Below are 13,995 nucleotides of genomic sequence, written 5' to 3'. Positions count from 1 at the left end.
ACCGTGACCACCACGACCGACCTGGTGTCGTACGAGGACGCGCTGGCGTCGTACGACCCCGTCATGGGCCTTGAGGTCCATGTCGAACTCGGCACCAAGACCAAGATGTTCTGCGGGTGTGCCACCGAGCTGGGCGCCGAGCCCAACTCGCAGACCTGCCCGACCTGTCTCGGCATGCCCGGCGCGCTCCCGGTCGTCAACGCGATCGGTATCGAGTCGGCCATCAGGATCGGTCTCGCCCTGAACTGCGAGATCGCCGAGTGGTGCCGCTTCGCCCGGAAGAACTACTTCTATCCGGACATGCCGAAGAACTTCCAGACCTCCCAGTACGACGAGCCGATCGCCTTCAACGGCTACCTCGACGTGCAGCTGGAGGACGGCGAGACCTTCCGCGTGGAGATCGAGCGCGCCCACATGGAGGAGGACACCGGCAAGTCGCTGCACGTCGGTGGCGCGACGGGCCGTATCCACGGCGCCTCGCACTCGCTCCTGGACTACAACCGGGCCGGCATCCCGCTCATCGAGATCGTCACCAAGCCGATCGAGGGCGCGGGCGAGCGCGCCCCCGAGGTCGCGCGGGCCTACGTCCGTGAGCTGCGCGAGGTCATCAAGGCGCTCGGCGTCTCCGAGGCCCGTATGGAGCAGGGCCAGATGCGCTGCGACGTGAACCTGTCGCTGCGCCCGCACGGCCGAGAGAAGTTCGGCACGCGCTCCGAGACGAAGAACGTGAACTCGCTGCGGTCCGTGGAGCGCGCGGCCCGCTTCGAGATCCAGCGCCACGCGGCCGTGCTGAACGGCGGCGGCACGATCATCCAGGAGACCCGGCACTTCCACGAGGACACCGGGTCGACGACCTCGGGCCGCGTCAAGGAAGAGGCCGAGGACTACCGGTACTTCCCGGAGCCGGACCTGGTGCCGGTGGCCCCCTCGCGCGCGTGGGTCGAGGAGATCCGTGCCTCGCTGCCGGAGCTGCCGCTGGTCCGCCGCAACCGGCTGCGCGAGGACTGGGGCATCAGCGCCACCGAGATGCAGGCGATCCTCAACGCCGGCGCGCTGGAGCTGATCGTCGCCAGCATCGACGCCGGTGCCGACGCGGCCTCCGCCCGCAAGTGGTGGATGGGCGAACTGGCCCGCAGCGCCAACGAGTCGGGCACGCCGCTGGACGAGCTGGCCATCACGCCGGAGCAGGTCGCCCGGGTGACCTCCCTGGTGAGGGAGGGCTCGCTCAACGACAAGCTGGCCCGCCAGGTCATCGAAGGCGTTCTCGCGGGCGAAGGCACCCCGGACGAGGTCGTCGACAAGCGCGGCCTGAAGGTCGTCTCCGACGACTCGGCGCTGGGCATGGCCGTCGACGAGGCCATCGCCGGCAACCCGGGCGTCGCGGACAAGATCCGCGGCGGCAAGGTGGCGGCGGCCGGTGCCCTGGTCGGCGCGGTCATGAAGGCCACCCGCGGTCAGGCGGACGCGGCCCGCGTCAAGGAACTGATCCTGGAGAAGCTGGGCGTCAGCGAGGGCTGAGGCCTGGTGCACCAGCCGTGAGGGGACGCGTCGGTGACGACGCGTCCCCTCACGTGTGTGATCAGAGACGGCGGCCCACCACGCGGGCGAAGCCCAGCGCCCGGCCCTCGTCGGCCCGGATCAGCTCCACCGAGTCACGGGCCATGTCGGCCATCCACGGGTAGGGGCTCTCCTCGGCGCAGACCTCGCTCCACAGCAGCCAGTCCTTCCAGCCGTCCGTCAGCCAGTCGGCCGTCTCGACCTCCACGGCCGCGCTGCGCGTCCACTGGCGCCGCCACCAGTCGGGGGAGTGGAACGCCCAGAAGCCGGGGTCCCAGAACGGCTTCAGATGCTCCGGAGGCTCGGCGCCCGCCACCTCCTCCCGCAGCGCGGGTACGACGACACCGATCCGCCCACCCGGCTTCAACAGCCGTGTCAGCGTGGGCAGATAGAGGTCGTCGGTGCCGAAGTACTGGTACGCGTCGATGCTCACGACGGCGTCGAAACCGCCCTCCGCGAACGGCAGGTCGTGCGCCTCGACGCGCACGGGCAGCACCCGGTCGGCGAAACCGGCCTCGGCGATGCGCTGCGCGTTCTCGTCGGGCTTGACCCAGAGGTCGGCCGCGGTGACCTGGGCGTCGTACTCCCTGGCCAGGAAGACCGAGGTCATCGCCCGGCCGCAGCCCAGGTCGAGGACGCGGGCGCCGGGGCGCAGGGCGTCCAGGCCGAGCGCGGGCGCGAGCCACTCCAGCAGCCACAGCGCGTGCGGGCCCATCTGGTTCTCGATGGTCCAGCGCGCCTCGTAACTGTTGCTGAGCGGGTAGCGGGCGTGGGTCAGCCGCTTGGCGAGGTCCTCATCCGAGGGCCCCGTCGGCGGCGGGGGAATGTCTGGCATCGGTGAACGGGCTCCTTGAGTCCGGGGAAGCGGAAAGGGATACGGAGGAGCTCGGCCGGACGCTCAAACAACACACCTGCTCGGATCGGCGGCGCGGGGCCGCGCGGACAAGGGCCCGCGAACGGGGCTCGTGGAAGCTAGCAGCCGGGCCCCCGGCCCCGCACCCGGCTTTCTCAGCGGGACGCGCTACGCTCGCCCGCCATGAGTGGACGCGGTGATTCCGAGATACACGACGTCGGAGACCCGGCCGAGGACGCGCGGCGGGCCCGCTGGACCGCGACCGCGGCCGGAGCGGTGCTGACGCTCGTCGGCCTGGCAGCGTCGACGCTCCGGCTGACCGGCTCCGCCCCCGGCCTCGTCCCGGCCGCCTACGCCTTCGGGGCGGCGGTGTGCGCGCTCGCCTCGGTCCTCGGCTCCCGGGGACGTACCCGAAGGGCCCTGTGGCTGCTGATCGCCGGTGTGATGGTGATGGCGCTGGGCGACCAGTTCGACTGACGTGACAGAGTGACCGTTACTGTCCTGTGATCTGGCTCGCACTCTTGTGAATAAACGCACGAACGCGGCATTGGATCAATTCCGCCTGCGAGAGTGGGCCTCGCATTGCTCATGCGTTCTTTGCGGGCCGTTCCTCTCATGCCATCTCACGCGTGCCATGAACGACTGTTCCCGGTCAAAGATCCCCCCACCCCCCGGGAGCACGTTCGTGGCAGCCCTCGCACGCTGGTGTGTCCGACGACGTCTGGGCGTCGTTCTCCTGTGGCTCCTCGCCCTCGGCGCGGTGAGCGGGGCCGCCGTCGTCACGGGCTCCGCCTACTCCAACGACTACGAGGTCCCGGGCACCGAGTCCGGCCGTGCCACCCAACTGCTGCGTGACGGCTTCCCGGACCTCGGCGGCGACAGCGACACCGTCGTCTGGCACACCACCTCCGGCACCGTCCGCGCCGCCGACGTCGAGCAGGCCATGACCCGCACCCTGGACCGGATCGCGGCGCTGCCCGGCGTGGCCGCCGTGTCCGGCCCCTACGACGGGCAGGACACCGGCCGGATCAGCGCGGACGGTCACACGGCGTACGCCACGGTCACCTTCGAGGACCCGGCCGAGACCGTCGACCGGGGCGAGGCGCGGGCCGTCGTACGGACCGCCAAGGACGCCGGGACCGACGGGCTCCGGGTGGAGCTGGGCGGCAGCGCGATCGGGCTCACCGAATCGTCCGGCGGTCACCTCGCCGAGGTGGTCGGCGTGGCCGTCGCCGCCGTCGTGCTGTTCCTCGCCTTCGGCTCGCTCGCCGCCTCGCTGCTGCCCATCGCCACCGCGCTGGTTTCCGTGGGCACCGCCTACGCGGGGATCGTGCTGCTCGGGCACGCCATGACCGTCGCCGACTTCGCCCCCATGCTCGGCCTGCTGATCGGGCTCGGCGTGGGCATCGACTACGCGCTGTTCATCGTCACCAGACACCGCCGCGGCCTCAAACGCGGCCTGTCCGTGACGGAGGCCGTCACCAGCGCCGTCGCCACCACCGGACGGGCGGTGGTCTTCGCGGGTGCCACCGTTTGCATAGCCCTGCTGGGGATGCTGATCCTCCGGCTCGGCTTCCTCAACGGCGTCGCGATAGCCGCCTCGCTGACCGTGGTCCTGACGGTCGCCGCCTCCGTGACCCTGCTGCCCGCCCTGCTGTCCCTCATCGGCATGCGCGCCCTCAGCCGCCGCGAGCGGCGCCACCTCGACGAGCACGGGCCGCAGCCCGAACTGCCGACCGGACTCGCCGCCCGCTGGTCCGCCTTCGTGGAACGCCACCCCAAGCTGCTCGGCGCGCTCGCCCTCGCCGTCATCACCGTCCTCGCCCTGCCCACGTTCGGCCTCCACCTGGGCACCTCCGACCAGGGCAACAACCCGCGGACGTCGACCACCCGCGAGGCCTACGACCTCCTCGCCGAGGGCTTCGGACCCGGCGTGAACGGCCCCCTGACCCTCGTCACGCACGTCCGGGGCGCCGAGGACCGACTCCTCCTCGACAACCTCGGCGCGACGATCCGCACCACCGAGGGCGTCGCCTCGACGACACCGGTGACGTACGACACCGCCGGCGACACCGCGTACTTCACGATCGTCCCCACGTCGTCACCGCAGTCCCAGAGGACCAGCGACCTCGTCGACCGGCTGCGCACCGAGGTGCTGCCCCGGGCCGAGACCGGCACCTCCCTCGACCTCCAGGTCGGCGGGGTGACGGCCGGCTACGACGACTTCGCCGACGTCATCGTCGGCAAGCTGCCCGTGTTCGTCGGCGTCGTCATCGGCCTCGGCTGTCTGCTGCTCCTGCTCGCCTTCCGGTCCGTCGGCATCCCGCTGAAGGCCGCCGCGATGAACGTGGCCGCGGTCGCCGCCGCCTTCGGGGTGATCGTCGCGATCTTCCAGTGGGGCTGGGGGAGCGAACTGCTCGGCCTCGGCCGCGCGGGCCCGATCGAGCCCTTCCTCCCCGTGATCATGGTGTCCGTCCTCTTCGGGCTCTCCATGGACTACCAGGTCTTCCTGGTCAGCCGGATGTACGAGGAGTGGCTGGAGACCGGCGACAACCGGCGGGCCGTCCGCGTCGGCCTCGCCGAGACCAGCCGGGTGATCAACTCCGCCGCGGTCATCATGATCTCCGTCTTCCTCGCCTTCGTGCTCAGCGGCGACCGCGTGATCGCCATGTTCGGCATCGCGCTCGCCGCCGCCGTCGCCCTCGACGCCTTCGTCCTGCGCACCCTGCTGGTGCCCGCCCTGATGCACCTGCTCGGCGGCGCCAACTGGTGGCTGCCGCGCTGGCTGGACCGCAGGCTGCCGCGCATCAGCATCGAGCCGCCCGAGTGCCGCGCCGCCCATGAAAGGCTGGCCGCGGCAACGGACGCCGAGGTGGCGGACGTCCTGACGAAGGGGCGGGCAGCAGAGGATGTACGCGATATCCCTGGGTGACGACGGAGCCGAACTGCGTCCCCTGGAGCCGTGGCACGCCCAGGAGTTCCTGGAACACCTGGACCGCGGACGCGAGTTCATCGGTCGGTTCATCGCCTTCGGTTCGAAGGCGACGGACGTCGACTCCGCGCGGGCCATGCTCCAGCGGTACGCCGACCTGCGCGCCGCCGACACCGGATCCCTGCACGGCCTGTGGCTGAACGGGACCCTCGTGGGCGGCGTGCTCTTCCTGAACTTCCAGGCGGACACCGGCAACTGCGAGGTCGGCTGCTGGCTGGAACCCGCCGGCACCGGGCGCGGTCTGGTGACCCGCGCCATGCGGGTCCTCCTCGACCACGCCGTCGAGCAGCGCGGCATCCACCGCGTCGAGTGGATCGCCGCCGCGGGAAACACCCCGAGCCTCAATGTGGCACGCCGGCTCGGGATGACCCTGGAGGGCGTGCGGCGGGAGACTCACCCCTATGGTGGGGTGCGGCACGACCTCGAGGTGTGGTCCATCCTCGCGCCCGAGTGGCGGGACGCACGCGCGCGTACCGCTCACAACCCACGTTAAGAAACCTCTCAGACAGGATCCGTACGGTGCCGGACATGGGAACCAAGACAGCTGACGAGACCGGCGCCGAGACGGCTGCCGAGACCACGACCGACGAGGAGAAGGCGACCACCACCGACCTCACCAAGAGCGGCGAGGTGACGACGAGCGACGCTGACGCCGACGTGACGGCCGACGCCGACGACCTGGACGAGGCCCCGGAGCCCGTCACCGCGGAGGGTCCCACCGGTGTCGGACAGGGCGCCGGCGCCGTCGTCTCCGCCGCGCTCGGCCTGGTGTCGCTCACCGGCAGCTGGCTCGGTACCGTCGCCGCCGCCCGCGAGACCCTCGCCGGCCAGCTGGGGACCTCGTCCACCGCGACCGTCGCCACGCAGGTCAAGGAGGTCTACAGCGATGCCTGGCAGACCAGCGCACTGTGGGGCGGCATGTTCGCCCTGGTCGCGCTGATCGTCGGTGTCGTGGTCCTGGTCCGGCCCGCCTTCGGGGCGCCCGGCAAGCCGCAGGCCGTGTGGATCAAGTCGGTCTCCTGGGCCGGTGTCACGCTCGGTGTCATCGGCCTGCTCCTGGCCATCCTGAAGTACACCGACGTCCTGCTGGGACCGCCGTCCGTCGGCTGACACACCACGTGACCCGAGGGGTCTTGGGAACGCCACGCACGTCTTATGGCTCTCCTAAGGCCCCTCACGCACGTCTAAGGCTCCGCCCGCCCGTCTAAGGCCCCGCCCACCGCCGAAGATGCGGAACTCTCCCGATGTGGCGGACCCCCCTGGGAGACGAAGGTTGAGGCATCGCGAGAAGCGACGCCGAAACCCACTCCGACCAGGGGACACACCATGTACGAGTACGAGCTCTCCCAGCTGCGGTCCGCCGAACTGATCCGCCGGGCCGACGACGAGCGGCTGGCCCGCGAGGCCGTCCGCGGCCGTCGCGCCGCCCGCCGCGAGGCCGCCGAACGCGGCGCCGAGGGCGAGGTGCATACCGGCCGCCCCCACGGGAACCGGTTCCCGCGCCCCGCGTGAGCGCGCGGGCGGGGAACCTCCTCCCCGTGAAAACGGGTGCCGGGTTGTCGGACCTCCGTGCGATGCTCGGGCCTGTGGAGACCCGATCCGTCAGTCCGGTGTTCGTCGGTCGCGCCGACGAACTGGACACGCTGAACGACGCGCTCGCCCGCGCTCACGCGGGCGAGCCGCAGGCGTTGCTGCTCGGCGGCGAGGCGGGCGTCGGCAAGACCCGTCTCGTCGAGGAGTTCGCCACCGTCGCCTGCCGCGGCGATGCCGTCGTCGCCCTCGGCGGCTGTGTCGAGATCGGCGCCGACGGACTGCCCTTCGCCCCCTTCTCCACCGCGCTGCGGGCCCTGCGCCGCGCCCTGCCCGACGAACTCGCCGCCGCTGCGGCCGGCCAGGAGGAGGACCTCGCCCGGCTGCTGCCCGAACTCGGCGAGGCCGCCACCGGCCGGGGGACCGGCCGGCACGACGAGGAGGGCATGGCCCGCCTCTTCGAACTCACCGCCCGCCTCCTGGAGCGCGTCTCCGCCGACCGCACGGTCGTCGTCGCCCTGGAGGACCTGCACTGGGCCGACGCCTCCACCCGCCACCTCCTCGCCTACCTCTTCCGCACCCTGCGCACCGGCCGCCTCCTCGTCCTCGCCACCTACCGCGCCGACGACATCCACCGCCGCCACCCGCTGCGCCCCCTGCTCGCCGAACTCGACCGGCTGCGCACCGTCCGCCGTATCGAGCTCGGCCGCTTCAACCGTGCCGAGGTCGGCCGCCAGATCGCCGGCATCCTCGCCCAGGAACCCGACCAGGCCCAGGTCGACGACATCTTCGAACGCTCCGACGGCAACGCCTTCTTCGTCGAGGAACTCGCCGTCGCCGCCCACGAGGGCTGCTGCACCGGCCTCACCGACTCCCTGCGCGATCTGCTCCTGGTCCGCGTCGAGGGGCTGCCCGAGAGCGCCCAGCGGGTCGCCCGGATCGTCGCCGAGGGCGGCTCCACCGTGGAGTACCGGCTGCTCGCCGCCGTCGCCCGGCTCGGCGAGGACGACCTCATCGAGGCCCTGCGGGCCGCCGTCAACGCCAACATCCTGCTCGCCGCACCCGACGGAGACGGCTACCGCTTCCGGCACTCCCTGGTCCGCGAGGCCGTCGGCGACGACCTGCTGCCCGGCGAACGCTCCCGCCTCAACCGCCACTACGCCGAGGCCCTGGAGGCCGACCCGACGCTGGTGCCCGCCGCCGAACGCGTGCTGCGCCTGGCCAGCTACTGGTACCACGCCCACGACCCGGCCAAGGCCCTGCCCGCCGTCCTCGACGCCTCCGTCACCGCCCGCCGTCGGCACGCCTACTCCGAACAACTGCGGCTCCTGGAACGCGCGATGGAGCTGTGGGACGCCACCCCCGACGACGTCCGCGCCCGGCTCCGCCCCGCCGACTACACCGAGATCTATCCCCCCTGCGGCTGCGACCCCGAGACCACCCCGCTGCGCTACCTCGACCTGATGGCCGAGGCCGCGGTCGCGGGACGGCTGTGTGGGGAGCGGGAACGCGCCCTGAAGATCACCAAACGGGCGCTGCGGCTGCTGGAGGACGAGAACGACCCCCTGCGCGCCGCCTGGTTCTGGACCCAGCGCTCCCGCCTGGTCCAGTCGCAGTCCCGGGGCGACGGCTGGGCCGAACTCGCCACCGCCAAGGAACTCGTCCGCGGCCTGCCGCCCTCCGAGGTGCACGCCGACGTCCTGGCCAACGTCGCCCACTGGTCCATGGTGCACGCCCCCGGCCCCGACGCCTTCACGGCCGCGGAACAGGCCGTCGAGTACGCGCGCATGGTCGGCGTCCGCGAGATAGAGATGAACGCCCGCCTCACCCTCGGCGGACTCACGGCCGAGGCCGGTGACATGGAGGCGGGGCTGGCCGAGATGTTCGAGGTCAAACGGCGGACGGTCGAGGACGGCCTCTTCACCGTCGCCGGCCGCACCTATGTGAACCTGCCCTCCACGCTCGAATCCGTCGGCCGCTCCAAGGAGGCCGTGCCGCTCCTGGAGGAGGGGATCGCCCACACCCGGAAGTTCGGACTGCTGGAGTCCGAGGCCTGGATCTGGGGCAACCTCGCCGAAACCCTGTACTCCCTGGGCCGCTGGGACCACGCCGTCGAAGCGAGCACCAAGGCGGAACGCGTCGACCAGAGCGCCAAGCCCCGCGGTTTCCACGCCACACTGCGCGCCGAACTCGCCCTCGCCCGGGGCGACCTGGCCGCCGCCACCCACCATCTCACCGCCGCCCGCGGGCACTTCGGCAACCACGAGCGGGCACCCCAGCACGACCTGCCCCTCATCCGCATCACGATCGGCCTCGCCGCGGCCGAGGGCCGCCTCCCGGACGCCCGCGCCGAACTCGGACGCGCCCTGGAATCCGGCTTCCCACCCGGCACCCAGCGCTATGTCTGGCGGATGCTGCTCTGCGCCGCCGCCGCGGAGGCCGACGCCCGCGACCTGCCCGCCGCCGCGCCCGGCCGCCCCGAGGTCCTCGCACACATCCGCACGACGGCCAAGGCCCAGGCCACCAGCGCCCCCGTCTGGCAGGCGTACGAACGCTGGGTGCGCGCCGAACTGCTCCGCGCCGAGGGCGGCGCCGACCCGGACACCTGGACCGAAGTGGTCACCGACTTCGAAGTGCTGGAACGCCCCTACGACCTAGCCCGCGTCCGCCACCGCCTGGCCGAGGCGCTCCTGCTCTCGGCGGACGCCGACGAGCACCGCGACCGCGCCACGGAACTGCTCCGTCTCGCCCACGGCGTCGCCGCCCACCTCGGTGCCCGCCCGCTCGCCGAGTCCGTCACCCTCCTCGCCCAACGCGCCCGCCTCCCCCTGAACCGGCCCCCGGGCCGGGCATCGGCTCCCGCCGATCCTGCCGACTCCCTCGGCCTCACCGGCCGGGAACGCGACGTCCTGCGCCTGGTCTCCGACGGCCGCACCAACCGCCAGATAGCGGAGGCGCTCTTCATCTCGCCGAAGACGGCCAGCGTCCACGTCTCGAACATCCTGGCCAAGCTCGGCGTCTCGGGCCGCGGCGAGGCGGCGGCGACGGCACACCGGCTGGGGCTCTTCCCGTCCGAACCACTCACGATGCGGTCCGCGCCGTGAGGCCTACGCTGTGAGAGACACCGGCCGAGGGAGACCCCGTGTTCAACGCCTTCGAGGAACTGTTCGCCCCCGGCCGCAAGCACACCCGCGACGAGCAGAAGCGACTGGAGCTCACCCGGGAGGACGTGGGCGACGGCGACCCCGGACGCGGGCCGATAGACCTCACGTCCGGGAAGGTCGTCGTACGGCCGCCGAAGCCGGGCGGGCCGGATGAGCCCGACGAACCGGGGGAGGAGCCGGACGAGGACTAGCCGACCTGTATCTCCAGGATCCGGTCGTCGCCCGACTTCGGGTCTCCCCGTCCGTCCGTGGCGCTGGTGACGAGCCACAGCTTGTCGCCGCCCGCCGACACCACCGTGCGCAGCCGGCCGTACTCGCCTTCGAGGAAGGCCTGCGGGTCCGCCGAGGCCGCCGTGCCCTTCAACGGGATGCGCCACAGGCGCTGGCCCTTGAGCCCCGCCATCCAGATCGACCCCTCGGCGTAGGCGATACCGCTGGGAGAGGCGTCGTCCGTGCCCCACTGGGCGACCGGGCTCCGGTACTTGGAGTCGCTCGACTTCCCCTCGGCCTCCGGCCAGCCGTAGTTGGCGCCCGGCTTGATCGCGTTCAGCTCGTCCCAGGTGTCCTGGCCGAACTCCGAGGCGAACAGCCGCTGTTTGCCGTCCCAGGCGAGGCCCTGCACATTGCGGTGGCCGTACGAGTACACCGCCGAGTCCGGGAACGGGTTGCCCGGCGCGGGCTCGCCCTCCGGGGTCATCCGCAGGATCTTCCCGCCCAAAGACCGGGTGTCCTGGGACAGGCCGGTGTCACCGCTCTCGCCCGTGCCCGCGTACAGCATCCCGTCCGGGCCGAAGGCGATCCGGCCGCCGTTGTGGATCACGCCCTTGGGGATGCCCTTGAAGACGGTGTCGGGGGCGCCCAGCTGTTCGCCGGCCGGCTTCCCCTCGTCGTACAGCATGCGGACGATGCGGTTGTCCGAGGCCGAGGTGAAGTACGCGTAGACCATGTGGTCCGAGGCGTAGTCCGGGGAGAGGGCGATGCCCAGCAGGCCGCCCTCGCCGGCGGGGGACACCCCGGCCACCTCGCCCAGCTCGGTCTTCTTGCCCGTCTTCTCGTCGACCCGGGTGATCGTGCCCTCGTCGCGGGAGGAGACCATCAGGTCGCCGTCCGGGACCGGGGCGAGACCCCAGGGGCTGTTAAGGCCCTCGGTGACCGTGCGCACCACCTTCACCGAGCCCTTGGCGGGCGGCGTCTCCTCGGCGGCCTGCCGGCTCGGCGAGGACCTCGACGCCGGACTGCTCGGGGTGGTGCCGTCACCGCCGTTCCACGATCCCTCTCCGTCGCCGGAGGAGCAGCCGGCCGTCAGCACGAGCGCGGTCGCGGCCAGTACGGCCGACACAGCTCGATGTCGCACGATCATGTTCCCTTCGACGGGGCGTTCTCGCGGCAGGTTCTCCTTTTCATACACCGCGCGCGCCTCAGAGGTTCCCGATCACCGCAACCCGATCCGCGGACCTCGCCCGCCGCCCGCCTCCGGAGCGGCCCCGGGGCCGCTATTCCCAGGATCCCCGCGCGCCCGGCAGCTCCGCCACCTCGGCCAGGTCCTGTGCCGTCAGGCGCAGCGCCGCCGCCCCCGCGTTCTGCGTCACCCAGCGCTCCTGTTTGGACCCGGGCACCGGGATCACGTGGTGACCGCGCGCCAGCACCCAGGCCAGGGCCACCTGGGCGGGCGTGACATCCTCGCCGTGGCGGCGGGCCACGCGGCGCAGGCCGGCCACGATCGGCTGGTTCGCGGCCATCATCTCCGCGGTGAAACGGGGGTGGCGGGCCCGTACGTCGTCCCGCTCGAAGCCCTCGCCGGGGGTGAGCGTGCCGGTCAGGAAGCCGTTGCCGAGCGGCATCGCCGCCAGGAAACCGATGCCGCGCGCCTCGCACCAGGGCAGCAGCGCCTCCGTGGCCTCCGGCGACCACACCGACAGCTCGGCCTGCACCGCGCTCACCGGGAAGACCTGCTGGACCCGCCGCAACTGCCGGATCGTCGCGTCGTGCAGCCGCGCCCCGGACCGGCGGCCACCGCGCGCGCCCAACGCGCACAGCCCCAACGACCGTACCTTTCCCGCCCGGACGAGATCCGCCATCGCGCCCCAGGTCTCCTCGACGGGCACCTCGGGGTCCGCCCGGTGGAGCTGGTAGAGGTCGATGACATCCGTCTGCAGGCGCCGCAGCGAGGCGTCACAGGCCCGTCTCACATAGCCGGGGCGGCCGTTGGCCACGATGTGCTGCTCGCCCACCAGCAGGCCCACCTTGGTCGACACGAAGGCGTCCTCGCGCCGCTCCTTCAACACCCGCCCGAGCAGCAGCTCGTTGGTGAACGGGCCGTACATGTCGGCCGTGTCCAGAAGCGTCGAGCCCAGGTCCAGCGCCCGGTGCACGGCCCTGAGCGATTCGTCGCCGCGCTGCCGTGATCCGCTGTAGGCCCAGCTCATCGGCATGCACCCGAGTCCGACGGCTCCCACCGCGAGCGCCGCCGCGCCGATCGTCCTGCGCTCCACCTGCCCGTGACCCTCCCTCTCCCGGCCCCCAACCTAACCTCTGCGATGCCACACCCCTGACATAGCCTCCTGACCATGACTGCTGACGTGTGGCTCCCCATCCCGCCGGAGGACATCGAGGGGCTCCCCGAGGGCCTCGACTACCACTTCTGGGACGGTGGTGAGGAGTTCCCCGCGGACCCGGCCGACTGCGCCTACTACGTCGTCCCCTACATGAAGCCCGTCGACGTGCTGGTGCGGCCGATGCCCCGACTGCGCAACGTGCGGGTGGTGCAGACGCTGTCGGCGGGCACCGACGCGGTCGAGCCGGGCCTCAGGTACCTGCCCGAGGGCGTGCGGCTGTGCAATGCGCGCGGGGTGCACGAGGCCAGCACCGCCGAACTCACGCTCACCCTGATCCTCGCCTCGCTGCGGGGCGTCCCCGACTTCGTGCGCAACCAGGACAAGGGGGAGTGGCAGGGCGGTTTCCGGCCCGCGCTCGCCGACCGGAACGTCCTCATCGTGGGGTACGGCTCGATCGGGTCGGCGATCGAGGACCGGCTCGTGCCGTTCGAGGTCGCGCGGGTGACGCGCGTCGCGCGCTCCGAGCGCACCACGGCGCGCGGCCCGGTGCATCCGCTCACCGAACTCCCCTCCCTGCTCCCCGAAGCGGACGTCGTCGTCCTGTCCACGCCCCTCACCGAGACCACCCGCCACCTGGTGAACGCCGGCTTCCTGTCCCGCATGAAGGACGGCGCGCTGCTGGTCAACGTGGCCAGGGGGCCGGTCGTCGACACCAAGGCGCTGCTCGCCGAGTTGGAGAGCGGCCGGATCACCGCCGCCCTCGACGTCACCGACCCCGAACCGCTGCCCGCGGACCACCCGCTGTGGCAGGCGCCCGGGGTGCTCATCAGCCCCCATGTCGGAGGACCCACCTCCGCGTTCCTGCCCCGCGCCAAGCGACTGCTGGTGGACCAGTTGAACCGGTTCGTGAACCAGGAGCCGCTGCGGAACGTGATCCTTACCACGGGCCCAACGGACGCGTGACGCCCGCGAGATGAGCGCCGCGCGCACGTTCCGCACGACGGGCGAAACAGGCGCGCAACCCCTTTCCGGTACCCTCCGCAACCTCCCGGACGCGGTCCGTGCTCGCATCACCGCTGGTCGTCACGGAGCGTAGAGGAACTATGTCCCTGAGTGACGAGACTGGTGTATCGTCCCGACAGGGGCTGCGCCGCGCATCATTCGGCGCCGGGGATGGACATTTCAGACTGTGAGGGGGGCGACGGACGATGCACGGCCCATGGACGAACGATCCGACGCGGCGAGGCCGTCGGCGGCGACCCTGGCACACGGCCGCGCGGAACCGCGGCCAGCACGGCCAGCTCAGCCGGCACAGCCCACGCGGTCGGCACGGCCACCACGCAG

12 protein-coding genes are annotated in these 13,995 nt (G+C 72.0%); 9 read left to right on the top strand and 3 right to left on the bottom strand.

Going from position 1 to position 13,995, the window contains the following annotated elements:
- Positions 1-3: 3 nt before the first annotated feature.
- Positions 4-1,518, top strand: coding sequence for an Asp-tRNA(Asn)/Glu-tRNA(Gln) amidotransferase subunit GatB (gene gatB / locus ACZ5VD_RS26370; RefSeq protein ID WP_468548696.1), 1,515 nt, complete (start codon positions 4-6; stop codon positions 1,516-1,518).
- Between the two features lie 61 nt (positions 1,519-1,579).
- Here the strand turns inward: gatB and ACZ5VD_RS26365 are convergent, their stop codons facing one another.
- A complete protein-coding gene (locus ACZ5VD_RS26365) occupies positions 1,580-2,392 on the bottom strand; it encodes an SAM-dependent methyltransferase (protein ID WP_468548695.1) in 813 nt (270 codons plus the stop codon).
- Between the two features lie 201 nt (positions 2,393-2,593).
- On the opposite strand from ACZ5VD_RS26365, the gene ACZ5VD_RS26360 reads away from it, so the two are divergent.
- The 7 genes from ACZ5VD_RS26360 to ACZ5VD_RS26330 all read left to right on the top strand — a co-directional run bounded on the left by ACZ5VD_RS26360 (position 2,594) and on the right by ACZ5VD_RS26330 (position 10,287).
- A complete protein-coding gene (locus tag ACZ5VD_RS26360; RefSeq protein ID WP_468548694.1) occupies positions 2,594-2,887 on the top strand; it encodes a hypothetical protein in 294 nt (97 codons plus the stop codon).
- Positions 2,888-3,095: 208 nt separating this feature from the next.
- Entirely contained in the window at positions 3,096-5,342 is a 2,247-nt protein-coding gene (locus ACZ5VD_RS26355) for an MMPL family transporter (RefSeq protein ID WP_468683512.1), read from the top strand.
- A complete protein-coding gene (locus tag ACZ5VD_RS26350) occupies positions 5,320-5,895 on the top strand; it encodes a GNAT family N-acetyltransferase (protein ID WP_468548692.1) in 576 nt (191 codons plus the stop codon). The genes ACZ5VD_RS26355 and ACZ5VD_RS26350 overlap by 23 nt, the downstream gene beginning before the upstream one ends.
- A gap of 35 nt (positions 5,896-5,930) precedes the next feature.
- Entirely contained in the window at positions 5,931-6,512 is a 582-nt protein-coding gene (locus ACZ5VD_RS26345; RefSeq protein ID WP_468683511.1) for a hypothetical protein, read from the top strand.
- Between the two features lie 216 nt (positions 6,513-6,728).
- A complete protein-coding gene (locus ACZ5VD_RS26340) occupies positions 6,729-6,914 on the top strand; it encodes a hypothetical protein (RefSeq protein ID WP_468548690.1) in 186 nt (61 codons plus the stop codon).
- A 62-nt stretch (positions 6,915-6,976) separates the two neighbouring features.
- Positions 6,977-10,036: a helix-turn-helix transcriptional regulator gene (locus ACZ5VD_RS26335; RefSeq protein WP_468548689.1), complete on the top strand. Its 3,060-nt coding sequence runs from the start codon at positions 6,977-6,979 to the stop codon at positions 10,034-10,036.
- A gap of 38 nt (positions 10,037-10,074) precedes the next feature.
- A complete protein-coding gene (locus ACZ5VD_RS26330; RefSeq protein ID WP_468548688.1) occupies positions 10,075-10,287 on the top strand; it encodes a DUF6191 domain-containing protein in 213 nt (70 codons plus the stop codon).
- Here the strand turns inward: ACZ5VD_RS26330 and ACZ5VD_RS26325 are convergent.
- Complete coding sequence (locus ACZ5VD_RS26325; RefSeq protein WP_468548687.1) at positions 10,284-11,456, bottom strand: PQQ-dependent sugar dehydrogenase; 1,173 nt, start codon at positions 11,454-11,456, stop codon at positions 10,284-10,286. The two genes, ACZ5VD_RS26330 and ACZ5VD_RS26325, sit on opposite strands and share 4 nt — an antisense overlap.
- Positions 11,457-11,589: 133 nt before the next feature.
- Entirely contained in the window at positions 11,590-12,588 is a 999-nt protein-coding gene (locus ACZ5VD_RS26320) for an aldo/keto reductase (RefSeq protein ID WP_468548686.1), read from the bottom strand.
- A 75-nt stretch (positions 12,589-12,663) separates the two neighbouring features.
- Between ACZ5VD_RS26320 and ACZ5VD_RS26315 the strand changes: the two genes are divergently transcribed.
- Positions 12,664-13,614 (top strand): 2-hydroxyacid dehydrogenase, encoded by a 951-nt coding sequence (locus ACZ5VD_RS26315; protein WP_468548685.1) that lies wholly within the window; start codon positions 12,664-12,666, stop codon positions 13,612-13,614.
- The last annotated feature ends 381 nt before the right edge of the window (positions 13,615-13,995 follow it).

Source organism: Streptomyces sp. NPDC032822 (assembly GCF_055578825.1).
The sequence above is the reverse complement of the archived record's forward strand: the minus strand, read 5'-3'. Positions and strand labels throughout refer to the sequence as shown.